Below are 23620 nucleotides of genomic sequence, written 5' to 3' on the forward strand. Positions count from 1 at the left end.
TATAGAGAGGTTCTAATAGACAGTTTCAACGCTTTTCTGGCTGGTACTGTCTTATAGAGAGGTTCTAATAGACCTTTAATCGCTTATCTGCCTATTACTGTCTTATAGACACGTTCTAATAGACAGTTTCATCGCTTATCTAGCTGCCACTGTCTTATAGACACGTTCTAATAGACAATTTCATCGCTTATCTGGCTGCCACTGTCTTATAGAGATCTTCTAAAAGACTGTTTCTCCAAATTTCTTGCTCCCACAAGCTTAGAGAAGAGTTCTCATCACCCGTTAGAGAACAATCCTGATTTCTTCGGGCAGAGAGAAAACGTATCAAAGATTGTCTAAGCGTAATCTTATTAATAACGTTTTTTCAAATGTCCGGTATCTTTAGGATGAAAGTTATTCTGAACTAAATTAATCAGCACTTCACCAAAAATATTGCATTGTTATTTGTTTGCTGTTTCAGTTTTTATTATTATGCCTGGACTGGCGGTGCCTGTGGTATATCACTATCTGAATAGCGGTAATCCAGGTCAACGAATTTATTGTATTCTTTAACAAATGCCAGCTCAACAGATCCAGTTGGACCGTTACGTTGTTTCGAAATAATGATTTCAATGATATTCTGTTTTTCTGATTCTTTATCATAATAATCATCACGATACAGGAAACCAACAATATCAGCATCCTGCTCAATACTTCCTGATTCACGAAGGTCAGACATCATCGGGCGCTTATCCTGACGTGATTCTACACCACGGGACAGCTGTGATAATGCAATTAATGGCACTTCTAATTCTCTCGCAAGTCCTTTTAAAGAACGGGAAATCTCTGATACTTCCTGCTGCCTGTTTTCTCCAGAGCCCGCACTTCCTTGAATCAACTGGAGGTAGTCAATCATAATCATACCAAGACCATGTTCTTGTTTTAGCCTGCGACATTTCGAACGGATTTCACTGACACGAATTCCCGGGGTATCATCAATAAAAATTCCAGCATTGGATAGAGAGCCCATTGCCATTGTAAGCTTGCCCCAATCATCCGCCTGCAGGAGTCCACTTCTTAAGCGATGGGAGTCGATGTTTCCTTCTGCACAGATCATACGTTGAACAAGCTGATCCGCACCCATCTCCAAACTAAATATTGCAACATTCTCGTCTGTCTTTACAGCCACATTTTGTGCGACGTTTAGAGCAAAGGCTGTCTTACCTACAGATGGACGGGCTGCAATGATTATTAAATCATTTGGCTGGAAGCCGCTCGTCATTTTATCAAGCTCCTGATAACCTGTTGGAACACCTGTAACATCTCCCTGATTTTCATGGAGCTGCTCAATTTTGTCATATACATCAATTAAAACATCTTTTATATTTTTAAAGCTTCCGCTATTATTACGACTGGAAACCTCGAGTATCGTCTTCTCTGCTTCATTTAAAACATCATCTACGTCATCTTCCTTCTCAAATCCGGAGGTTACAATATCTGTTGCTGCTCGGATCAGACGGCGAAGCAGACCTTTTTCTTCAACAATTTTGCAGTAGTATTCCATATTTGCCGCTGTCGGCACACTTTCAGCAACCTGTGTGAGATAGGCTACACCGCCAACCTCTTCCAGCTGCTTCAGATTATTTAAATATGTTGTTACCGTAACAACGTCGATTGGCTCCCCGCGATCGGAGAGTTTCAACATCGCAGTAAAAATCCGCTGATGACTGGCACGATAAAAATCCTCTGGCATCAACAATTCAGATGCGGTAGAGAATGCCTCTGGCTCAAGAAAAATCGCCCCAATAACGGATTGCTCTGCTTCTATATTATGTGGTGGTATTCGATCATTCCACGCTGCACTCATTATGACTCACCCTTCTTAGAGGTAAATTGATATGTGTTTAAATATTATATCACGTTCTTTAAACAACTTTTATTAGTGAAGAAAGACTCACTTTCATAGTGAAGTGAGCCCCTCTGTTTGTTTACTAGCTGCTGTACCCAACGACTGGAAAACTTCCTTCAACTCCGGACATCGCTAAACGGGCACTTGCGCTTTTAATTTATTTTTTCTCTGATACATGTACCTTAATCGAACCAGATACTTCTGGATGAAGTTTTACTGGTACAGTTGTATAACCTAAAGCACGAATCGGTTCGTCCAGTTCAATCTTTCGCTTATCTACTTTGTAACCATGTGCTTTTTCTAATGTGTCGGCAATTTGCTTACTCGTAATAGAACCGAATAGACGACCGCCATCACCTGATTTTGCTGTCATTTCTACTGTTAAATCTGCTAGCTTGTCCTTCAACTGAATTGCTTCTTCTTTTTCTTCTTGCTCAAGCATCTCTGTTTTGCGTTTTTGTGCTTCCAGTGCTTTTAAACTGCCTGAAGTAGCTTCTATTGCAAGGTTATTTTTTAATAGATAGTTTCTAGCATAGCCTTCCGAAACGTTCTTTACTTCACCTTTTTTGCCTTTACCTTTAACATCCTTCTGAAAAATTACCTTCATTCAGAATCTCTCCCTTCATAATACTGATCTATAATATCTTTTAACAGCAGTTGAACATCCTCCACTGTTGTATCTTCTATTTGGGTAGCAGCATTTGTTAAATGTCCGCCTCCGTTCATCTGTTCCATAATGATTTGAACGTTCACTTCCCCAAGCGATCTTGCGCTCACGCCAACACGTCCATCATCTCGTTCGGAAATAACAAAGGAGGCATTAACTCCTGTCATTGCGAGGAGCGTATCTGCTGTTTGTGCAATTAAAACAGCTCCATAGCTTACCCCTGGTTCTGCTGCAATAATAGCAATTGAATCACGGTAAATTTCTGTGCGTTCAATCAGTTTACTCCGTTTCACATATAAATCAAGGTCTTCCTTCAGAAATTGCTGGACGAGAACAGTATCTGCCCCTTTTGAGCGCAAATAGGAAGCTGCATCGAAAGTTCTCGATCCTGTTCGCAACGTGAAACTTTTCGTATCTACAATAATACCAGATAATAATGCAGTTGCTTCAAGCATACGCAGTTTTGTTGATTTTGGCTGATATTCCAATAATTCCGTAACTAATTCTGCAGTTGATGAAGCATATGGCTCCATATATACGAGGGTTGGATTATCAATAAAATCTTCTCCACGTCTATGATGATCGATAACAACCTTATTATCCGTTTTCGTCAGCAGATCTGGATTGGCAACCATGGATGGTTTGTGTGTATCTACGACAACAACCAGGCTTTGATTTGTAATTATATCTTCCGCTTCACTTGGTTCAATAAATCTTTCCCATAGTTCTTCATCCGCCTTGATTGCATCTACCAGACGATAAACGCCTGTATCTACATCGTCCGGATCAAAAACAATATATCCTTCTACACCATTCGTTTTAGCGATGTTCATAATGCCAATTGCTGCTCCCAATGAGTCCATATCTGGAGACTTATGACCCATTATAATAACCTTATCACTTGCTTTTACAAGGTCAATCATTGCATGAGAGATAACGCGTGCTCGGACACGGGTGCGTTTTTCCATTGGATTTGTTTTTCCTCCGTAGAAACGAACTTTCCCTGATTCATCACGAATTGCAACCTGGTCACCACCACGGCCAAGGGCCAGGTCAAGACTCGATTGTGCCAGTTCACCCAGCTTTGGAAGTGGTACATTTCCATGTCCTACCCCAATACTTAAAGTAACATTTGTACTTTGATCACCGCTGATTTCCCGAACTTCATCAAGTATATCAAATTTATATTTTTCAAGTGTCCGGAGAATTTCTCTTGTTCCGATTGCTAAAAAGCGTTCTTGAGAGGTTCTTTTTACATAAAGTCCGTTTCGATTTGCCCAATTATTAATAATCGAAGTTACCTCAGAGTTCAGCTGACTCTTTGCAGTATCATCCATAGGCAAAGTAATGTCTTCGTAATTATCAAGGAAAATAACTAACAGGACCGTTTGATCATTTTCATATAATGTCTGCAGTTCTGCCTGGGCAGTATGATCAATGAAGTAAAGTAAACGCTCTTCCTTTTTAATAATAGTCTGGAATTTATAATCTTCCAGCTCGACTTGTACCTCTGGTTTATTCTCTTTAATATGTGTTACAAGTTCTTCTGATAAAGACTCCAGCGTCTTGCCAATAAGTTGCTCATCATCTGTATCGAAGTTTCTCATATATGGATTTGCCCATTCGATTTTATAGTTTTCATCGTAAAGGATAATACCAAATGGAAGCTCCGTTAACGCCTCTTTACTCACACTCTTTACGCGTGAGGTAATCATCAATATATCTTTTTCTACCTTTTCTAGCCGCTTCTTTTCCGTTTGCATACTATAAATTATCGATGCTGCTAGTAAGATACCGAAGATCAATCCAATTTTCCATTCATAAAAACAAAGAATGGCAAGCAAAATCGCAGACAATATGTATATTATCCATAAATGACTGCTTATTATTGGCTTCTTCTGCATATCAGGCATAGTTGCTCACTCCAATTTTGCTATCATAGACTGATTATACTTATTTCTTCTTATTTAAGCGTGCTCTTAAATTTAATCCTATGTCAATTATACCTAAGATTCGTACGAAATAAAGAAGAATCATTGGGAATAGTATTGTTAGAACAATACTAAGTATCGGTATGGCTTTTGACATCTTCTTATAATGAGCAAAAAAGAATATAAATGCAAATCCTTGGATAACCAATAGCATTTCTAATATGAACAGTGCATTTTGCACACCTGTAAATAAGGTACTTGCCGGATCAAGGTTGAAAAAGGATGCAATAATGACTAATAGATATAACCAAATGATGGACGCTGGCAATTTTAATTGCCGGAATGGAGGAAAGCGATATTCCTTTTTATCCATGCGATTCAGAAACTTGTAGCTTACCCATTGCACTAAAAATGCCATAACAACTGCTGAAAGTGCTAAAAATGCTGGCATAAGACTTGTCATTAATTTAATTTGTGCAGCTAGCATTTCCTCGAGATCGACGTCAGGATTAACTTCTGTTATATCAACACTATCTATGATGGAAATATAGGTTTCCATTTGCTCTGTTGCTATTGTTTCAAATTCACTGATGAAATTCACACTAAGTAATAGCTGTGAGAAAGCAACTGTTAATAAAAGCCCCGCAATAAATCCTAAAGTACCATGAGCCAGTGTCTCATAAGCTGTACGTTTTTTATAAATTGCATGACCAATTAATAATCCGCCAGCTCCCGCCAATATCGTAAGTGGCAGAGAATATATCGTGAAAAATATAATTGTTAACAGTGATGTTACTGCTAAAACCAATAAACCAGGTTTTCCTCCATGTCTTGAGGCAAACAAAACAAAGGGGATCGGCAGTAAAAACATTGCAAAGATCTGTAGGATTGGTACGAAAGTCGTTAACAGAAGTGCTATATATATTACTGAAAAGATTGCTCCTTCTGTTAACCTTCTAGATTGATTCATTCATTGCACCTCAATTTTTTCATTTCATTAAATAAGTTTTGTTATTCTATTATAATAACATGAATCAGCATCTCATTTCTCCCATAACGCTGTAGAAATCACATACTTTTAATTTCTCGTTAAGAATAATATTTTGTCGAATGTTTTCCGGAAAATATTTCCCGGGTAATATTTTATATGCTTTGATAGAGCGTTTTTTAAAAATATATGAATTTTTTCGGTATTGTTGTCGAAAAATGCTCTAAATGTATTCTCTAAATAAGCTTTTTAAAGTTACTTCATCTATAATATAGATGGAATGATTAATGAATAAGGATGAAGAAAATGATTTTCGCTGAGGCTTTTGTAAATAGTTTAAAATTACCTGACAAGAAAGCAATGTTTAAATTAAATCGTATTGGCATGGATATTGTTGTGATTTATTTATTTATATTGCTTTTTATCGTTTCAATGCCTGCCCTGCTCCAACAACTTGGTGTAACAGAAGGATTAACAGATAAATTGCCATTTATATTAAAGATAATTTACTTTTTTATGTTTTATTATCTGCCATTAACCATTGGTGTGTTTGTCTTCATTTCAATACTCTCCTATCTTGGTATTGGAATCTCAAAGCTGCTAAAAAGAAAATTGCGTTTTCAAATTATTTGGAAGCTGCTAGCATTTACAACGACAATTCCGTTTTTAATTTATACCATCTTAGCATTTATTTATCCCATTGGTGATCGTTATTTATTCTTGGCTCTTATTTATTCTGTCGTATTGCTTATTTTAATGATTTTGAAATTCCCAAAACGACGCATCCGTAAAAAACAATAAAATTTAAAACCTCTAAAGTTTCCTGTTTTGGAAAGCTTTAGAGGTTTTTTAGAATTAACGGTGGAATTGGAATGTTTCGTCTGTGATTGGTGCTACTTTTGCTTTTGCGTATGTTGCTCCCTTTTGAGAGAAGAAATCATATGTGGAACCTTCGTTGCGGATTCCATTCATTACAATTGGATTCACTTCTTCTTCCGGAAACATCGTATCAAAGCCAACATTCATTAATGCCTTATTTGCATTAAAACGAACATAAGTCTTCACATCTTCTGCTAATCCTGTTCCTTTATAGACATCTTCTGTATAACTCACTTCATTTTGATATAAATCCAGCAATAGCTCATAACCCCATACTTTTAGCTCTTCTTGTTTTTCAATCGAAAAATCTTTGAATATATTTTGCGCAAAGAAGCCAACTGCTACGCCATGAATCGATTCGTCACGCAAAATTAAGGAGATGACCTCTGCACTATTGCGCAGGAATCCTTGTCCTCCCAAATACAATGGATAGAAGAAACCAGAATAGAATAAAAATGATTCAAGCATGACAGAAGCATAGAGTCCTTTCCAGAGACTTTCGGGATTATCTGCTTCAACAGCATTATAAATTTCACCTATTTTATTTGCTTTATATTGAAGAAACTCATTATTCTTTACCCATTCAAAAACTTCATCAATTTCTGCGTTCGTACAAAGTGTTGTGAATATATAAGAATAAGATTTTGCATGGATTGCCTCAAATGCACCAAATACAGTATAAACAGCTTTTTCCTGCAGATCTGTCGCATGATCTGCAATATGATTCATTCCGATATTCGTTTGCATCGTATCAAGCAGTGTTAATCCGCCAAAAACCTTTTTATAGGTCTCTTGATGTTCAAAACCCTGCCAATCTTTTACATCTTTACTTACCGCAATCTCTTCCGGAAACCAAATCTGCTTCCATTGCTGGTCCCAAAATACTTGTGCAAGCTCACTAGTCGGTTTATTCCAATTAACTGCTTCATAGGTTAGATTTGACATGCTACACACTCCTCTATCGTTTGTAGACGTTGACGGACATAGTAAACAGATTTAATTCCTTTTGTCCACGCATAAATATAAATTTTAGCTAATTGCTCTGTTGTCCAATTATCCGTTACATAAAGTGTCATCGAAATTCCCTGGTCCACATGTTGTTGAGCAGCAGCATAGACATCTATTAAATCATAAGGGTTTACTTCGTATGCTTCGACATATAAATGCATATTATCATTCGTTAAATGCGGCATTGGATAAATCGTACGGCTATCTGCGTAGTCACGGACCTCAACACGTTCTGTACTAGGTGCAATTGATGCCGTACAGCTGCGAATATAAGAAATGCTCCCTGTTGGGGCAATTGCTAGACGATAAGAATGGAAGATACCATATTTCATCACATCTTCTTTTAGTGTACGCCACATCTTTTGAGTAATAACCGGAATGTTTCCTAATGCTTTAATTGCTGCTGGCGATAATTCTCTTTCTTTTTCACTTAAGTAGCTATCAAAATAGACACCTGAAGCATAATCACTGTCTTCAAAACGATAGAATGTTTCCCCTGTTTCTTTCGCAATTTCCATGGATGCTTTCAGTGAGTAGTAGTTCATTGCTTCCATAAAGCCATCAATAAAATCAATTGAATCCTTTGAACCGTACATAATCTCTTCTGTTACAAGATGTCCATGAAGGTTCATTGCTCCGAGTCCAACTGAATGCATCATTCTATTCGCTTTTGCTACAGGAGGCACATTCACGATGTCTGTCATCTGCGAAACGTTCGTTAATAATCGCATGGATGTATCAATCAATCGCTCAAAATCATCTGTTTTACTTGCAGCATGAATATCTATTGAACCTAAATTACATGAAACATCCAGACCATATTCATTTTCCTGATTTTGATCTGTGATTATGCTTGTTTCCTGTACTTGAAGGATTTCCGTACAAAGATTAGACATTTTCACACGCCCTATCCCTTTCAATGGATGGACATCATTTACATTATCATCAAATATTTCAAAAGGATAACCAGATTCAAATTGCGCCTTTTTCACTTCCGTGTAAAGTCTTCTTGCATTGATTCGCTTTATTTCGCGAATGTTTGGATTATCTAGAAGTTCATCATACATTTCTGTGATAGAAATCTCTGACATGCGTTTGCCGTACTCGCGAAAAATATCATACGGGCTAAATAAAACAATGTCTTCATCTTTTTTCATTAACTCAAAGAAAATGCTTGGTATAATAACACCAGTTGATAATGTAGCCAGACGAATCTTATCATCTGCATTAGGCTTTTTAGATGAGATAAAATTCTCTATATCAGGATGGAAGATATTTAAATAAACGACACCAGAACCATTTCTTTGGCCAAGCTGATTGGAATAGCTAAATGAGTTTTCCAGTAGCTTAGCTACAGGAATAACACCACTTGCACGGTTTAATATTCCTTTGATTGGGTCACTTAACGGACGCAAATCAGTCAGGTTTACACCAACGCCGCCGCCAAGACGAGATAATTCCAGGCAATAGCCTATATTTTCTGCGATACTATTCATCGAGTCATCCATTGTCAATTTAAAGCAGCTGACAAGCTCACCACGTGCCTTTTTTCCACTGTTCAGGGCTGTAGGTGTCGCTGGCTGATATGCTTCCATCATCGCTTCTACTGCATTCTCAGCAAGTGTGCGATTTCCTTGCGCTAAATAGAGTGCGATAATCGCAATACGATCTTCATATTTTTCAAGAATTTCCTCACCATCACGGCTTTTCATTGCATAGCTGTCATAGAATTTACTTGCGCTCATAAAAGAAGGAAAGCGGAAATGGTAAGATGCTGCTTTTGTATATATTTTTTTAATAAAATCCATATCATATTGTTCCAGGAACTCTTTTTCATAATATCCTTCATCAACCAGATAATGGACCTTCTCTTCAATCGTACTAAATTGGCGCAGACGTACATTGACATATTCAATAAAATACCTCCGTGTTGCTTCACGGTCCTTATCAAGTTCTAATTGCCCAGTCGCACTGTAGCGATTAAGGACATCATTATTTAACTTTAGATATGTATTCACATAATCACACTCTTTTCATAATAATTTTGAATCGCTTCATAGTCTGTTGAATTTCCGCGTACATCGATTTTTCGTATGAGCGGAACGTTGTAGGCTTCTGCTATTTTATCGCCAGCAGCTCCATATGCTGTATTTCCGAAGTTCGTGTTCCCACTTACAACAACACCCTTGCAAAGTGCTGCATTTCTATCCAAAAACGCAGAAACCTTAGCTGGAATAGACCCAAACCCATCTGTATACGTAATCAGCAAATAAGGCTTGTCCAATGTTAAATCATCAGCCACTTCAACTAGCTCAGCTTGTAATTTTGAAACAATGTAGCGTACATTCCCTGTTCGGCTTGCAAAAACAATCATTGTGTAACCAGCTCGATTCGTGAAATAATTTCTTTCACATCTCCTATGAATTCTCCATTCATTTCTAATACTGGGACACTCAGAAAGCCTCCATCTACTATTTTCTGTTTTGCTTCCTCATTGTGATCAATATTAATAATCTCTGCCTCAATTCCATTTTGCTGCAGCTCGGATTTTACCCATAGACATTTCGGACATACTGTTTTCGTATAAAGTTTCATATTTATCTCCCTCTTTCTTTTTATACAAATAAAAAAGCTACCTCTTCAAAAGAGATAGCTAAAAATGGCAACGTAAAAAAGCATAGAAAGGCTACGTCCCATTTCTTAGATCCCCGAAGAAATGATGCTTTGTTTTATCTAGGCAGGTCTCCTGGCTAGCATCATCCTCCGATTAACCTTCCCATGCATGACACACAGTGGATTTAATCTTCGTCAGCTTTACAGTTGCGGGGACAGCGTCGGAATTATACCGAACTTCCCTATTAAACTACATGATACGGTAGTACCTTGACAAAACGAATACTATATATTGTTGTTAGTATAAATCAGTCTATCACCCTTTTATATAAAAGTAAATGATAAAAGCTTCAATTTAATAGAACGGGTTATGTAGGTTAATTAAAAAAGACATCCATTCTGAGAATGGATGTCTTTTCTATCTTACTATTACTCAGCGACAAATGGTAATAATGCCATTTGACGAGCACGTTTAATAGCGATAGTTAATTTACGTTGATATTTTGCAGATGTTCCAGTTACACGACGAGGAAGAATTTTTCCGCGTTCAGAAATGAAACGTCTTAGAAGATCAACATCTTTATAGTCGATATGTGTGATGCCGTTAGCTGTGAAATAACAAACTTTACGGCGTCTCCCACCACGTCCGCGACGAGCTGCTGCCATAACGATTACCTCCTTTAATTAAAAATAAATATTATTGATGTTCATCTCATATGAACAGTTAAGTTATTTACTTATTATTCTAATTTGCTTCCTGCAGATACAGTAAATCATAATTAGAACGGCAAATCATCATCTGAAATATCAATTGGCTCTCCATTATTTCTAAATGGATCATCATTTGATTGGTTCTGGTTCTGATTCTGATTTGGCTGGAATTGATTTTGGTTTTGATACTGGTTCTGATTTTGATTTTGCTGGTATCCTGATGGTCCTGCTCCTTGTCCACCTGAAGCACCTTTTGTTTCCAGGAATTGAATACTGTCAGCAACAACTTCTGTTACATAAACGGTCTTGCCATCCTGACCTTCATAATTACGTGTTTGTATACGACCATCAACACCAATTAAATTACCTTTTTTCATATAATTAGCCAGGTTTTCAGCTTGACGGCGCCATACGACACCATTGATAAAATCAGCCTCACGTTCACCTTGCTGATTTGAAAAAGGACGATTAACTGCGATATTGAAGTTAGCTACCGCTACTCCATTCGGTGTATAACGTAAATCAGGATCCCTCGTTAACCTGCCAACTAATACGACACGATTTAACATCAGAACCACTCCTTATTATTGTTCATCTCGAATAGCCATGTAACGAATAATATCATCAGAGAACTTAGCTAGACGGTTGAATTCATTTACAGCTTCTTCACCGCTAGTGAAGTTAATGACAACATAGTATCCATCACGATAGTCATTGATTTCGTAAGCAAGACGCTTCTTGCCTTTTTCATCAACTTTTGCAATCTCCGCGCCATTATCAGTAAGAATATTGTTGAAACGCTCAATTAAGCTCTTTTGCGCTTCCTCTTCCATGTCTGGGCGGATGATATACATAATTTCGTATTTTTTCATCCGGAACACCTCCTTTTGGTCTTAGCGGCCTCTAGTTTATAGACCTTTCTATACTAGAAGCAAGGAGCAATTATTTTAATTACTCACGATAAGATATTATATCAAACTTTTTATTATTTAACAAGGATTCGAGAGACCTTTTTTACGTTATTTAAATAAGTGGTTAAATTGAACAGGCTCTGCTTCGTTTTTGATTTTCCTTATACATTAAAGCGGAAATGAATAACATCGCCGTCCTGTACAATATATTCCTTTCCTTCTAACCGAACCTTCCCTCTTTCTCTTGCTGCTGCCATTGTTCCAGCATCAAGCAAGTCTTCATAGGATACGGTTTCCGCCCGGATAAAGCCACGTTCAAAGTCAGTATGAATAATACCAGCTGCTTGTGGTGCTTTAATACCTTTGCGGAAAGTCCAGGCGCGAACTTCTTGCTCACCAGCAGTGAAATAAGTTGCTAAGCCTAATAAGGTGTACGATGCCTTAATTAGCTTATCTAAACCTGATTCTGTTATTCCCAGATCTTCAAGGAACATTTCCTTTTCATCTGGCTCAAGTTCGGCAATTTCCTCTTCAATTTTTGCACAGACAACGATTACTTCTGCATTTTCATCAGCTGCATATTCCCTGACCTTCTGTACGTTTTCATTTGAATCAGGATCTGCCACTTCATCTTCACTCACATTGGCTACATACAGCATTGACTTATTTGTAAGCAGATGCAGCCCTTTAACAATTTTATCTTGCTCTTCATTAAATTCTACTGCTCGTGCCGGCTTATCATTTTCCAGCGCATCTTTTAATTTGGAAAGAACTTCGTATTCTGCAAGAGAATCCTTGTCCTTTTGTCTTGCAAGCTTTTCTACACGCTGAAAACGTTTCTCTACAGTTTCCAAATCTGCAAGAATCAGCTCTAAATTAATGATTTCAATATCATCAATTGGATCTACCTTACCAGATACGTGTGTAATATTTTCATCAATAAAGCAGCGTACAACCTGACAGATTGCATCAACTTGGCGAATATGGGACAGGAATTGATTACCCAGCCCTTCTCCTTTACTTGCTCCTTTTACAATACCTGCAATATCTGTAAATTCAAAAGCAGTCGGTACTGTTTTCTTGGGTTTTACTAATTCAGTTAATTTATTTAAGCGCTCGTCTGGCACTTCTACAACACCAACATTGGGGTCGATTGTAGCAAATGGATAGTTTGCTGCTTCGACACCTGCCTGAGTAATTGCATTAAACAATGTAGACTTTCCTACATTGGGAAGTCCGACGATTCCTGCTGTTAGGCTCATGAAAACTTTCACTCCTTAAGGATTACATTCATCTGAACGCGTTCGTTATTCCAATTATATTATAAGCAAGGTAAAAGACAAAAATGTAAAAAACAAAAATAGGCAACAATACGTACCTATTTTTAGCGTTTAGTCTCAGCCTTTTCACTTTAAACTTACTTCCTCATCATATCATACTATTCTGTCTGTCCATTTTTCAAATTTAAGTTTTTTTGAATTTATTTTATATAATGCAACTATCACAGACAAGCAATTCTTTTACAGCATTTTCTTTGGAGACTTATTAGACTGCAAATATCAATTCAATTTCTAAAGTATAATGCTGTTTACCTTCATTAAAATAAACTTTCACTGTCAACCGCTACCCACAAAAGGCGAAATTACATTCCTTGATTACATGATTCAAGAGATTTTATCGAAAATAATGCACAGATTAAGCAGAAAAGTAATTTAAGTTGAACTATCTGCTTTTTGTGTTATTCGCTTTAATTTTTTTGTGAATTCTCTGCGTGGAATCATGACACTGTGTTCACAGCCCATACATTTAATACGGATATCCATTCCCATACGGATAATCTTCCAGCTGTTTTCTCCACAGGGATGCGGTTTTTTCATCTCAACAATATCATTTATCGCAAAGTCTTTATCGACCATAAAACGCCCTCCTATTTCCATTATGCACGGATATTCTAATTACCCTTTATTATACTTGCTTTTTCAGTACTTTTGCAATGTAACAATTTAGTAAGCAAACCTTCAATTTATCTGATTTTTCAATCATATAATATGATAGGTTTTATTTATTCCATATTGGATAGAAAATTAATTTTACCAGTACATATAAATTTAATATCCCATATAGTGGATATATCACTGCAACAAGCTGGGCAAAGCCTATTCCTGTAAATGGCAGGATGCAAAGCAATATAATGCTTACAATTTTTCCGATTGATACGTTAAAATTATTTTTTATTCGTGTGACCATCCCTAGTAATGTTGCTGCAGCTGTTGTGAAAATGGCCAGCCAAAGCATTATTGTCATCAGCAGCATAATTTTATCATCATAATTATTGATAATCGCAAATAATGGAATTTCATCTATCATGGTTTGTGATGATAGGTGCACTAAACTTTTATTATAAATAAAAGATAATATCCCGAGCATCAGACCACTGCTGATTGATGCGATATATATTTCACCTTTTGTTTTAATTTTCCCGCCTATGGCCCCTAACACTGCGATTAAAGGCAATACATTTAAAGCTGTAAAAGGTAATGCAGACATCCAATTCCCCTGCCTTCTCCAATCTGTTACAAGGGATATTTGTTCATCACGCATAAAGACAATAAGAACAACAAACAAACTGATGATAAGTAATGGCATTAAGATTTCATTAATCACGAGCAGTTCATTAATTCCTTTACGAAAGATGAGCACTAAACCAAGACAAATGATGCCTGTCCCCCACCAGAAAGGGAAACCATAGCCTTGGAATGATGCACCGCTCCCAGCTACCATTACAAGTGTGACACAGAATAAATAAATTAAAATTAAATAATCATAAATCTTTGCGAATTTATTTCCTACAATTTTACGTAATAATGGGAGGTAATCTGATGTCCGTGCCTCATAGCTAATTTTTAGGATCATGTTTACTGAAAGAATAAATAGTATCGTAAATAGTATTATTGCTAGTTCACTGCCGCTCCCAAAGAACTGCCATATTTCTCTTCCAGAAGCATATCCTGCTCCAATAGTTGTTCCTGTAATTAGAAACACCCATTTTAATGCTGCACGAATCATCTTCATTCCTCCATTAATCAATGTATAGTTTTTTAAAAATTGCCATATACTATACCAATATGTTTCTGGAGGAAAAGCTATGAATCATAACAAATCTATTTCAATGAATATGTCTAACTATCGAATCCTTTATAATGAAGAAAATGTAGTAAATAAGCTAACTGAACAAATTATTTCCTGGTTTCCACGGATGCCTCGAGAATATGTTGTTGTCTGTATTGGAACGGATCGTTCAACTGGCGACTCGCTTGGTCCCTTAACAGGTTCTTTATTTTCTGCAAAAAAACCAAAACATATGAAACTATATGGCACGCTCCATCAGCCCGTACATGCAACTAATTTAACAGATTATATGAAGGAAATAGCACATAATCATAAGAATCCTTTTATAATTGCTATTGATGCCTGTTTAGGGAAAAATTCATCTGTTGGTAATTTAATTACAGGTGTTGGCCCAGTTTTACCTGGTGCAGCCCTCAAGAAGTCATTACCTGAAATTGGTGATGTGCATATTACTGGTGTTGTGAATATGAGTGGATTTATGGAGCATTCTATCCTGCAGAATACTAGATTATCAGTTGTTATGGATATGGCTGAGATTATTTCAGCTGTATTAGACTCTATTGATCAGCGCTTAAGTACAAGCATTAATTATCCTGCTGTATTGAGAAGACCGTATAAACAGATGGGGTAAAAAAACAACATCCAAACTCCCCCCTCTCTTGAGTGATGAATTTGGATGTTTTTCTAGAACAATTGATAAATAAAATAGATAATAACAACAAGCACAATTGCAGGCATTAAATTAGCAATACGAATTTGTTTTATTTTCAATAAGTTAAGACCGATTGCGACTATAAGTAAACCACCTACTGAAGTAATTTCTAAAATTAAGCCATTAAGCAGCGCTTCAGGAACCCATTTTTCTATTTGAGTTGCAAACAATGTAATTAACCCTTGATAAAGCACTAATGGAATAATGGATAGAGCGACACCAAAACCTAATGTTGTTGTTAAAACAAGAGCTGTAAAACCATCGATAATCCCTTTTGTAATTAACACTTCGTGGTCACCTCTGATTCCACTGTCCAGTGCACCGATGATTGCCATTGCTCCAATGCAAAATATCATCGTACCTGTGATAAACCCTTGAGATACACTCGTTGCATCACCTTTTGTAGTAAATTTACTGCCTAACCACATTCCAATTCGATTTAAACCTTCCTCTATCCGAAGAAACTCACCAATAATCGAACCAAATAATAGTGAAACTAGAACGATTATAATATTTTCTGTTGAAAAGGCCATCTGCAATCCTATTAATATAACTGCAAGGCCAATACCATGCATGACTGTTTCTTTATATTTTTCTGGTATGCGTGTAAAAAACATTCCTATTACACAACCTAGTATAATTAATAATCCATTTATAACCGTTCCCAGCAAGACCACTGCTTCATAAACTCCTTCTTTTCTAGTATCTATAGCATAATGTTTCACGTGAAACACTTATACTCTCATCTACGTAAAAAGGACTAACAATAGATAACTGTTAGTCCCTCTACTTATTTCTCTAAGAACTCTATAATACGTTCTAAATCATCATTCGTATAGAATTCTATTTCTATTTTCCCTTTTTGCTTTCCTCGTTTAATATTTACCGCAGTGCCTAAACGATCTCGCAAAACAGCTTCTCTTTCCTGAAGGAAAACATCTTTTTTAGGTTTCTTTTGTTTTACTTGCTTTTTCTCATTTAATTCAATCACAAGCTTCTCTACTTGTCTCACATTAAGTTTGTCTTTGCGAATTCGATTTGCTAAAGGAAGCAGTTTCGCCTTCTCTTTTAAACCTATTATCGCTCGACCGTGTCCCATTGTTAACTCGCCATTGTTAATATAGGCAATAATTTGGTCAGGAAGTGACAATAATCGAACGATATTCGCGATATGTGAGCGGCTTTTACCTAGACGGTTTGCCAGCTCCTCTTGTGTAATTTTGAGTTCACTCATTAAATTGGCATAAGCATGCGCTTCTTCAATCGGTGTTAAATCTTCTCGTTGAAGGTTTTCTAATAAGGCAAGCTCCATCATCTTTTCATCTGTTAGTTCTTTAACAACAGCTGGAACAGTTTCTAGGCCAGCCTCTTTTGCAGCGCGGAAACGTCTCTCCCCCACTACAATTTCATAACCTTTAATGCTTTTTCGAACAATTAATGGCTGGATAATCCCATATTCAAGAATGCTTTCTTTTAACTCTTCAATCGCATCAGCATGAAATGTCTTCCTTGGCTGATATGGATTTGGCCTGCATTCGGTGATAGCAATTTGTTCAATTGAGCTTTCATCATGTTCCTCTAATTCTGGAAAGAAAGCATTGATTCCTTTACCCAACCCTTTGGCCACTGCTCATCACTTCCTTTGCTAATTCAAGATAGACTTCTGCACCTTTCGACCTTGGATCATAAACAATAATTGGCTGTCCATGACTTGGAGCTTCGCTTAGTCTGATATTTCGTGGAATAATTGATTTGTAAACCTTCTCTTGGAAATACTTTTTCACTTCTTCTACGACTTCAAGTCCAAGATTTGTTCTCGCATCAAGCATTGTCAGCAATACACCTTCAATCATCAGTTGCTTGTTTAGATGCTTTTGTACAAGTCTTATTGTATTTAACAGCTGACTTAATCCTTCTAAAGCGTAATATTCGCATTGTACTGGAATAATAACGGAATCGGAGGCGGTTAGAGCGTTTAACGTAAGAAGACCTAAAGATGGTGGGCAATCTATAATAATATAATCGTACGTTTCCCCTAGTTTTTCTAATGCTTTAGAGAGCCTCAATTCTCGTGACATAATTTGTACAAGTTCTATCTCCGCACCAGCTAACTGAATTGTTGCAGGTATTATATCTAAGTTGACTACTTCTGTTGAGACAACGACATCTTCTGCAGGGACATCCTCAACCAGGACATTATAAATACAGTTCGAGACATCTGCTTTGTTTATGCCTACCCCACTCGTTGCATTACCTTGTGGATCTGTATCAATTAATAAAACCTTATTTCCCATGGATGCAAGGCCTGCACTTAAGTTTACTGAAGTTGTTGTTTTTCCGACGCCACCCTTTTGGTTTGCGATGGACAATATTTTACCCATGTTGACACCTACCTAAGAAATATACTTTATATTTTATCATTAAATAACATATATAGACTATTAATTTAGCAATATACACATATTTGATTCATTTATACTAGGTTTTTCCATATAATAACCGTTACTTTACTTTTATTCTGCTAAAAATACCCATCTCTTTCGCTAAAGATGGGCATCAATTAAAATATATCAGTATTATTATTATATTTATTAGATCTATTACTTGTTTTTTGGTATTTTAATTGTTATTTGATAGTAATCGTCCATTTCCTGTTCATCTGATTCTACATTTAAACCAGAATCGGAGACCATAGACAATGATTGGCGAATTGTGTTCATTGCAATTCGCACATCCTTGCTTATCCCCTTCATGCGTGGCCTTTTACGTTTATTAACTTCTTTAGGAGCACTAATTTGTTCAATTTTCTCTTCTGTTTGCTTTACATTAAGATCCTGTTCAACTATCAAAATTAATAACTCGAGCTGTTTATCTGCATCTTTTAGTTTAATTAATGCACGAGCATGTCTTTCGGTTATTTGCTTTTGTAATAATGCCTCTTGAATTGGCTCAGGAAGCTTTAATAACCTTAGCTTATTCGCAATTGTAGACTGGTTTTTACCTAGACGCTGTGCCAATGCCTCTTGTGTTAATGAATGGAGTTCAATTAAGCTTGCATATGCCTTCGCTTCTTCAATTACAGTTAACTCTTCACGCTGCAGATTTTCAATTAAAGCAACGGAAGCAGTCTCTGTATCAGACATATCACGTACAATTGCAGGAATTTGCTCCCACTCTAGTAAATTCACAGCACGCCATCTGCGCTCACCAGCAATAATTTCATATTTATCCTCTTCTTCTTCCTTTTTGCGGACAACAATTGGCTGAATCATACCATGTGTATGGATTGTTTGAGCTAATTCCTGGATTTTTTCATCATTAAAAATTGTTCTTGGCTGGAATCTATTAGGCTCAATTTGATTAACCGATAATTGAATTACTTCATCCGGATGATAGCCCGCATCTTCTGGCTCAGTGTTTGACTTCTCACCTAATCCAAATAAGCGATTAAAAGGACTTACCACTAGCTGACACCACCTTAACTTACTTTTCTCTCTCTATTATGTAAAAAATGTTTCACGTGAAACATTTTTAATTTACCGCTATCTTTATTATAAAGTCACAAACTATCTTCTTTTATTTTACCATATTTGCTAAATAAAAGTACCTAATTGCTAAATATATTTATAATATCACTAGTTTTAGATTATAGATTAACAAATGATTTGCCCACTGTTCAGTATCGAAGGCAGCGGGCAATATCATTACTCTATCGGACTTTTATTAGGCAATCCTGCTTTACGCGGATATTTCTTTGGTGTTTTCCTTCTTTTTTTGATCCAAAATATAGTTCTTTCACTTTCTTCTTGAGGCAGCATAAAGGTTTCTTCTGCAACTGCCTTGCCACCGAATAATTCAATTGCATTTGCTGCAATTTCTAATTCTTTTTCAGCTTGGGCTCCCTTTAATGCAATAAATATACCGTCCTTCTTTACTAAAGGTAAACAAAGTTCAGTTAGTACAGACATTCTAGCAACAGCTCTGGCTGTAACTATATCAAACGTTTCTCTGAACTTTACATTCTTTCCGAAGTTTTCTGCTCGATCGTGATAAAAGGATACACCTTCTAATCCTAATTCAGTTGCTAAATGATTCAAAAATACAATTCGCTTTTGCAATGAATCAACGATTGCGATCTTTATTTCTGGAAAACAAATTTTCAAAGGAATACTTGGAAAACCTGCTCCGGCCCCAACATCGCATAAAGTTAACTCTTTATTAAAATCATGGTAAAAAGCAGGTGTAATGGAATCATAGAAATGCTTTAAATATACTTCTTCTTCTTCAGTTATTGCTGTAAGATTTACTTTTTCATTCCATTCTACAAGGTTCTTGAAATAGACAGCAAACTGCTGCATTTGCTGATCTGTTAAGTCAATCCCCTTCTCTAGCAAAGCTGCTCGAAATTGCTCTGGATTCATTTCGGAAATAGCTCCTTCTTATATACTTCATTCCATTCTTAAAATGAAGATTATATTAGTTTGCAACTCTTGCAATGTTTCCTTGTTCAATATAAATAAGCAAAATGGATACGTCTGCTGGGTTCACTCCAGAAATACGAGATGCTTGACCAACAGATAATGGACGAATCTTCTTTAGCTTTTCTTTTGCTTCAGAAGCTAATCCATTGATTTGGTCATAATCAATATCTTCTGGAACCTTTTTATCTTCCATCTTGGCCATACGATCTACTTGTTCATTTGCCTTTTTAATATAACCTTCATATTTCACTTGAATACCAACTTGTTCACGCATTTCCTCATTCAATGCCTCATTTGTTTCAATAACTTGATCAATAAAGTCATAAGAAATCTCAGGCCGTTTCAAAAGGTCATAAGCTTTCATCGCTTCTTTTAAGGGTGTTGAGTTAATCTCTTCCAGTAAATGGTTTACTTGGTCTGGCTTAATGACAATCTTGTTTAAACGTTTTTTCTCATCTGCTACCTGCATTCTCTTATCAAGTAATTTTTGATAACGTTCTTCTGAAATTAAACCAATATTATAACCAATTTCAGTGAGACGCATATCTGCATTATCATGACGGAGAAGCAAGCGGTATTCCGCTCTTGATGTTAATAAACGATATGGCTCATTCGTACCCTTCGTCACGAGATCATCGATAAGCACTCCAATATAAGCTTGTGAACGATCTAGTATAACAGGTTCTTTTCCTAATACTTTTGCTGCTGCATTAATTCCGGCCATAATTCCTTGGCCAGCTGCCTCTTCATAACCTGAAGTGCCATTAATTTGACCAGCTGTGAACAGTCCTGGGATGTTTTTTGTCTCTAATGTCGGCCATAACTGCGTTGGAGTAACGACATCATATTCAATTGCATATCCAGGACGCATAATTTCAGCATTTTCTAAACCAGGGATTGTTTTAATCATTTCATATTGCACATTTTCTGGAAGTGATGTAGATAAACCTTGGACATACACCTCTTCTGTATCTCTTCCTTCTGGTTCAAGGAAAATTTGATGGCGTGGCTTATCATCAAAGCGAACAATCTTATCTTCTATGGATGGACAATATCGTGCCCCTGTCCCCCGCTTCACTCCAGAATACATAGAAGATAATGTTAGGTTATTATTAATAACACCATGTGTTTCAGCATTTGTATATGTTAACCAGCATGGAAGCTGGTCAAGAATTTGCTCTGTTGTTTCATACGAGAACGAACGTGGGTTCTCATCCCCTGGTTGAATTTCCGTTTTAGAATAGTCTACAGAGTGGCTATTCACACGGGGAGGAGTTCCAGTTTTAAATCTCTTTAGTTCAAACCCTAATTCTTCGAGATTTTTGGATAACTCAACAGATACGCGCTGATTATTCGGTCCACTTTCATACTCAAGATGACCCATAAGCACTTTTCCGCGCATAAAAGTTCCTGTTGTTATAATGACTGCCTCTGCACGATATTCTGCTTTTGTCTCTGTTACGACACCTCTGCAAATACCGTCCTCCATAATAAGAGAATCTACCATACCTTGACGCAGTGTAAGATTCTTTTGATTTTCAACAATACGCTTCATTTCACGCATATAAACGGGTTTGTCAGCCTGAGCTCGTAAAGCCTGCACAGCTGGACCCTTCCGCGTATTCAACATACGCATTTGCAAATAAGATTTATCAATAACCTTCCCCATTACACCACCAAGTGCATCTACCTCACGGACAACAATTCCCTTTGCCGGTCCGCCAATTGATGGATTACATGGCATGAAGGCAAGCATATCAATATTTAATGTAAGCATGAGCGTTTTTGCACCCATTTTCGCTGCTGCTACAGCTGCTTCAATTCCAGCATGACCTGCACCAACAACAATGACGTCATACTTTCCTGCATCATAATTCATGTTCATCTATCGTTTCACCCTTCCTATATAAAAAGCAGGCCTTATTTTCCTAAGCAGAACTGAGAAAACAGCTGATCAATTAAGCTATCACTTGCTGTATCACCGATAATTTCTCCTAAGAATTCCCATGTTCTTGTTACATCAATCTGAACAATATCCAATGGCATACCGAGTTCAATTCCCTCCATTGCATCCTCAAGCGCCTGCTTTGCTTGCTTAAGAAGCTGGATATGTCGAATATTCGAGACATATGTCATATCACCGGTATCAATTTCCCCATCAAAAAACGTTGCTGCAATTGCCTTTTCTAGTTCATCTACACCCTCTTCTTCAATTAAAGAAGTTGTGATTATCGGTCGGTCGCCAGCAAGTTCCTTCACATATTCAAGATCTATTTTTGCTTCTAAATCCGTTTTATTTACAATAACAATATAATCCAGACCTTTTACTGCTTCAAAAAGTTTTTCATCTTCTTTAGTCAATGCTTCATTATGATTAAGCACAAATAGAATTAAATTTGATTCTCTCAATACTTGTCTTGAACGCTCCACACCAATTTTTTCAACAATGTCTTCTGTTTCGCGAATCCCTGCTGTATCAACTAGGCGAAGTGGAACACCACGAACATTGACATATTCTTCAATAATATCTCTTGTCGTTCCTGGTATGTCCGTAACGATTGCTTTATTTTCTTGCACAAGCGTGTTCATAAGAGATGATTTACCCACATTTGGCCTGCCAATTATTGCAGTGGCAATCCCCTCTCTTAGAATTTTTCCTTGTTTAGCAACACTTAATAGTTCTTCGATTTCCTGATGCACTTCTTTTGTCTTTGTGCGCATCACTTCATGACTCATTTCCTCAACATCATCATATTCGGGATAATCGATATTCACTTCCACATGTGCAACCGTCTCAAGCAGCTCCTGGCGCAGTTTTGCAATCAGCTTGGATAGTCGTCCATCCATTTGCTTTAACGCTACAGACATTGCCTTATCTGTTTTTGCGCGGATTAAATCCATCACTGCTTCAGCTTGGGATAAATCAATTCTTCCATTAAGAAAAGCACGTTTTGTAAACTCCCCGGGCTCTGCCAGACGTGCTCCTTTTGATAATAATATTTCTAACACTCTATTTACTGCTACCATTCCACCATGGCAATTAATCTCAATAATATCTTCACGAGTAAATGTTCTCGGTGCCCGCATAACAGAAACCATTACTTCATCTGCAATGTCCTCTGTATCCGGGTCCATGATCTTACCGTAGTTGATTGTATGAGAAGCTACTTCGTGTAAATCTTTCCCACTAAATAGCTCATTTGTAATTGTAATTGCTTCAGGACCGCTAAGGCGGACAATCGCAATTGCACCTTCGCCAATTGGAGTTGAGATCGCAGTAATTGTATCTGTCGCCATTTCCAACACCTCCAACATTCTATTTAAAAACGATTTGTTAGTATACGTCACTAACAAAAAAGAATAACATATTTCCGCTTGAAAATAAAGTTATCCACATTAAAATGATGCTTTAATAAGTGAACATTTTGTTGCTAAATTGTCCACATGTGAATAATTTCATTTTTTCATTTCGATGAATTGGATATCCACAACAAGAATAAAGCATTCTTATTCAAATCCGCATCCGGTTTACTTCCATATATCCGAATAACCCAAAACTTTCACTAATTCATCACAAAGATATTTCGAAATAATTATATAGATAAACTCAATATCTTATCTTTGTCCTTCCTGCTTTAATTCAGTACAATTTTAGTTTTTCTTCACTGAAGGTTCACAGTCAAAGTACTCCTCACTTTCCGT

Annotated in this window: 23 protein-coding genes and 1 riboswitch; of the genes, 2 read left to right on the top strand and 21 right to left on the bottom strand. The window is 36.8% G+C overall.

Annotation, left to right across the window (positions count from 1 at the left end):
• Nucleotides 1-469 precede the first annotated feature (469 nt).
• From dnaB to NST93_RS14095, 4 genes are all read right to left on the bottom strand, one after another.
• Nucleotides 470-1846 carry a replicative DNA helicase gene (gene dnaB / locus NST93_RS14080; protein WP_405098089.1) on the bottom strand — a complete coding sequence of 459 codons (1377 nt, stop codon included), beginning with the start codon at nucleotides 1844-1846 and terminating at the stop codon, nucleotides 470-472.
• A 199-nt stretch (nucleotides 1847-2045) separates the two neighbouring features.
• Nucleotides 2046-2495 (bottom strand): 50S ribosomal protein L9, encoded by a 450-nt coding sequence (gene rplI, locus NST93_RS14085; protein WP_405098091.1) that lies wholly within the window; start codon nucleotides 2493-2495, stop codon nucleotides 2046-2048.
• A complete protein-coding gene (locus tag NST93_RS14090; protein WP_405098093.1) occupies nucleotides 2492-4468 on the bottom strand; it encodes a DHH family phosphoesterase in 1977 nt (658 codons plus the stop codon). Before NST93_RS14090 ends, rplI begins: the two co-directional genes overlap by 4 nt.
• A 40-nt stretch (nucleotides 4469-4508) precedes the next feature.
• Nucleotides 4509-5456, bottom strand: a complete 948-nt coding sequence (locus tag NST93_RS14095; RefSeq protein ID WP_405098095.1) for a YybS family protein — start codon at nucleotides 5454-5456, stop codon at nucleotides 4509-4511.
• A gap of 324 nt (nucleotides 5457-5780) precedes the next feature.
• Here NST93_RS14095 and NST93_RS14100 point away from each other — a divergent pair, with 324 nt between their 5' ends.
• Nucleotides 5781-6275: a hypothetical protein gene (locus NST93_RS14100; RefSeq protein ID WP_405098097.1), complete on the top strand. Its 495-nt coding sequence runs from the start codon at nucleotides 5781-5783 to the stop codon at nucleotides 6273-6275.
• A gap of 54 nt (nucleotides 6276-6329) precedes the next feature.
• On the opposite strand, the gene nrdF is transcribed toward NST93_RS14100, so the two are convergent.
• The 10 genes from nrdF to NST93_RS14150 all read right to left on the bottom strand — a co-directional run bounded on the left by nrdF (nucleotide 6330) and on the right by NST93_RS14150 (nucleotide 14662).
• Nucleotides 6330-7298, bottom strand: coding sequence for a class 1b ribonucleoside-diphosphate reductase subunit beta (gene nrdF / locus NST93_RS14105; RefSeq protein ID WP_405098099.1), 969 nt, complete (start codon nucleotides 7296-7298; stop codon nucleotides 6330-6332).
• The gene (nrdE, locus tag NST93_RS14110) at nucleotides 7286-9379 is read right to left on the bottom strand and encodes a class 1b ribonucleoside-diphosphate reductase subunit alpha (RefSeq protein ID WP_405098101.1); all 2094 of its coding nucleotides are present in this window, start codon (nucleotides 9377-9379) and stop codon (nucleotides 7286-7288) included. The genes nrdF and nrdE overlap by 13 nt, the downstream gene beginning before the upstream one ends.
• Nucleotides 9376-9735 carry a class Ib ribonucleoside-diphosphate reductase assembly flavoprotein NrdI gene (gene nrdI, locus NST93_RS14115; RefSeq protein WP_405098103.1) on the bottom strand — a complete coding sequence of 120 codons (360 nt, stop codon included), beginning with the start codon at nucleotides 9733-9735 and terminating at the stop codon, nucleotides 9376-9378. Before nrdI ends, nrdE begins: the two co-directional genes overlap by 4 nt.
• Nucleotides 9732-9956 (bottom strand): glutaredoxin family protein, encoded by a 225-nt coding sequence (locus tag NST93_RS14120; RefSeq protein WP_405098105.1) that lies wholly within the window; start codon nucleotides 9954-9956, stop codon nucleotides 9732-9734. Before NST93_RS14120 ends, nrdI begins: the two co-directional genes overlap by 4 nt.
• Before the next feature lie 123 nt (nucleotides 9957-10079).
• A riboswitch (cobalamin riboswitch) is annotated at nucleotides 10080-10262 on the bottom strand.
• A gap of 141 nt (nucleotides 10263-10403) precedes the next feature.
• Entirely contained in the window at nucleotides 10404-10640 is a 237-nt protein-coding gene (gene rpsR, locus NST93_RS14125; protein ID WP_405098107.1) for a 30S ribosomal protein S18, read from the bottom strand.
• A gap of 113 nt (nucleotides 10641-10753) precedes the next feature.
• Nucleotides 10754-11254 (bottom strand): single-stranded DNA-binding protein, encoded by a 501-nt coding sequence (ssb, locus tag NST93_RS14130; protein ID WP_405098109.1) that lies wholly within the window; start codon nucleotides 11252-11254, stop codon nucleotides 10754-10756.
• A gap of 15 nt (nucleotides 11255-11269) precedes the next feature.
• Nucleotides 11270-11557: a 30S ribosomal protein S6 gene (gene rpsF, locus NST93_RS14135; protein WP_405098111.1), complete on the bottom strand. Its 288-nt coding sequence runs from the start codon at nucleotides 11555-11557 to the stop codon at nucleotides 11270-11272.
• Nucleotides 11558-11757: 200 nt separating this feature from the next.
• A complete protein-coding gene (gene ychF, locus NST93_RS14140; protein ID WP_405098113.1) occupies nucleotides 11758-12858 on the bottom strand; it encodes a redox-regulated ATPase YchF in 1101 nt (366 codons plus the stop codon).
• A gap of 450 nt (nucleotides 12859-13308) precedes the next feature.
• A complete protein-coding gene (locus NST93_RS14145; RefSeq protein ID WP_405098115.1) occupies nucleotides 13309-13512 on the bottom strand; it encodes a DUF951 domain-containing protein in 204 nt (67 codons plus the stop codon).
• Nucleotides 13513-13654: 142 nt separating this feature from the next.
• A complete protein-coding gene (locus tag NST93_RS14150; protein ID WP_405098117.1) occupies nucleotides 13655-14662 on the bottom strand; it encodes a hypothetical protein in 1008 nt (335 codons plus the stop codon).
• Between the two features lie 79 nt (nucleotides 14663-14741).
• Between NST93_RS14150 and yyaC the strand changes: the two genes are divergently transcribed.
• A complete protein-coding gene (gene yyaC, locus NST93_RS14155; RefSeq protein ID WP_405098119.1) occupies nucleotides 14742-15356 on the top strand; it encodes a spore protease YyaC in 615 nt (204 codons plus the stop codon).
• Nucleotides 15357-15409: 53 nt separating this feature from the next.
• On the opposite strand, the gene NST93_RS14160 is transcribed toward yyaC, so the two are convergent.
• The 7 genes from NST93_RS14160 to mnmE all read right to left on the bottom strand — a co-directional run bounded on the left by NST93_RS14160 (nucleotide 15410) and on the right by mnmE (nucleotide 23215).
• Nucleotides 15410-16114, bottom strand: a complete 705-nt coding sequence (locus tag NST93_RS14160) for a DUF554 domain-containing protein (protein WP_405103898.1) — start codon at nucleotides 16112-16114, stop codon at nucleotides 15410-15412.
• A gap of 113 nt (nucleotides 16115-16227) precedes the next feature.
• Complete coding sequence (locus NST93_RS14165) at nucleotides 16228-17064, bottom strand: ParB/RepB/Spo0J family partition protein (protein ID WP_405098121.1); 837 nt, start codon at nucleotides 17062-17064, stop codon at nucleotides 16228-16230.
• Complete coding sequence (locus NST93_RS14170) at nucleotides 17045-17818, bottom strand: ParA family protein (protein WP_405098123.1); 774 nt, start codon at nucleotides 17816-17818, stop codon at nucleotides 17045-17047. Before NST93_RS14170 ends, NST93_RS14165 begins: the two co-directional genes overlap by 20 nt.
• 219 nt (nucleotides 17819-18037) lie before the next feature.
• Nucleotides 18038-18901: a nucleoid occlusion protein gene (gene noc, locus NST93_RS14175; RefSeq protein WP_405098125.1), complete on the bottom strand. Its 864-nt coding sequence runs from the start codon at nucleotides 18899-18901 to the stop codon at nucleotides 18038-18040.
• Between the two features lie 240 nt (nucleotides 18902-19141).
• Nucleotides 19142-19858, bottom strand: coding sequence for a 16S rRNA (guanine(527)-N(7))-methyltransferase RsmG (gene rsmG / locus NST93_RS14180; protein WP_405098127.1), 717 nt, complete (start codon nucleotides 19856-19858; stop codon nucleotides 19142-19144).
• A gap of 55 nt (nucleotides 19859-19913) precedes the next feature.
• Entirely contained in the window at nucleotides 19914-21797 is a 1884-nt protein-coding gene (gene mnmG / locus NST93_RS14185) for a tRNA uridine-5-carboxymethylaminomethyl(34) synthesis enzyme MnmG (protein ID WP_405103900.1), read from the bottom strand.
• Between the two features lie 41 nt (nucleotides 21798-21838).
• A complete protein-coding gene (gene mnmE / locus NST93_RS14190; protein ID WP_405098129.1) occupies nucleotides 21839-23215 on the bottom strand; it encodes a tRNA uridine-5-carboxymethylaminomethyl(34) synthesis GTPase MnmE in 1377 nt (458 codons plus the stop codon).
• Nucleotides 23216-23620 lie beyond the last annotated feature (405 nt).

It is taken from the genome of Oceanobacillus sp. FSL H7-0719, assembly GCF_045040795.1.
GTDB lineage: Bacteria > Bacillota > Bacilli > Bacillales > Amphibacillaceae > Oceanobacillus.

Bases quoted from the DNA above. Each gene is read 5' to 3' on its own strand.
- NST93_RS14120 (WP_405098105.1), bottom strand. From the start codon at position 9,956: ATGAAACTTTATACGAAAACAGTATGTCCGAAATGTCTATGGGTAAAA.
- mnmG (WP_405103900.1), bottom strand. From the start codon at position 21,797: ATGAATTATGATGCAGGAAAGTATGACGTCATTGTTGTTGGTGCAGGT.
- rpsR (WP_405098107.1), bottom strand. From the start codon at position 10,640: ATGGCAGCAGCTCGTCGCGGACGTGGTGGGAGACGCCGTAAAGTTTGT.
- NST93_RS14095 (WP_405098095.1), bottom strand. From the start codon at position 5,456: ATGAATCAATCTAGAAGGTTAACAGAAGGAGCAATCTTTTCAGTAATA.
- yyaC (WP_405098119.1), top strand. From the start codon at position 14,742: ATGAATCATAACAAATCTATTTCAATGAATATGTCTAACTATCGAATC.
- rplI (WP_405098091.1), bottom strand. From the start codon at position 2,495: ATGAAGGTAATTTTTCAGAAGGATGTTAAAGGTAAAGGCAAAAAAGGT.
- NST93_RS14170 (WP_405098123.1), bottom strand. From the start codon at position 17,818: ATGGGTAAAATATTGTCCATCGCAAACCAAAAGGGTGGCGTCGGAAAA.
- NST93_RS14090 (WP_405098093.1), bottom strand. From the start codon at position 4,468: ATGCCTGATATGCAGAAGAAGCCAATAATAAGCAGTCATTTATGGATA.
- rsmG (WP_405098127.1), bottom strand. From the start codon at position 19,858: ATGAATCCAGAGCAATTTCGAGCAGCTTTGCTAGAGAAGGGGATTGAC.
- NST93_RS14145 (WP_405098115.1), bottom strand. From the start codon at position 13,512: ATGGTCGATAAAGACTTTGCGATAAATGATATTGTTGAGATGAAAAAA.
- rpsF (WP_405098111.1), bottom strand. From the start codon at position 11,557: ATGAAAAAATACGAAATTATGTATATCATCCGCCCAGACATGGAAGAG.
- ychF (WP_405098113.1), bottom strand. From the start codon at position 12,858: ATGAGCCTAACAGCAGGAATCGTCGGACTTCCCAATGTAGGAAAGTCT.
- mnmE (WP_405098129.1), bottom strand. From the start codon at position 23,215: ATGGCGACAGATACAATTACTGCGATCTCAACTCCAATTGGCGAAGGT.
- nrdF (WP_405098099.1), bottom strand. From the start codon at position 7,298: ATGTCAAATCTAACCTATGAAGCAGTTAATTGGAATAAACCGACTAGT.
- dnaB (WP_405098089.1), bottom strand. From the start codon at position 1,846: ATGAGTGCAGCGTGGAATGATCGAATACCACCACATAATATAGAAGCA.
- NST93_RS14100 (WP_405098097.1), top strand. From the start codon at position 5,781: ATGATTTTCGCTGAGGCTTTTGTAAATAGTTTAAAATTACCTGACAAG.
- ssb (WP_405098109.1), bottom strand. From the start codon at position 11,254: ATGTTAAATCGTGTCGTATTAGTTGGCAGGTTAACGAGGGATCCTGAT.
- nrdI (WP_405098103.1), bottom strand. From the start codon at position 9,735: ATGATTGTTTTTGCAAGCCGAACAGGGAATGTACGCTACATTGTTTCA.
- NST93_RS14150 (WP_405098117.1), bottom strand. From the start codon at position 14,662: ATGATTCGTGCAGCATTAAAATGGGTGTTTCTAATTACAGGAACAACT.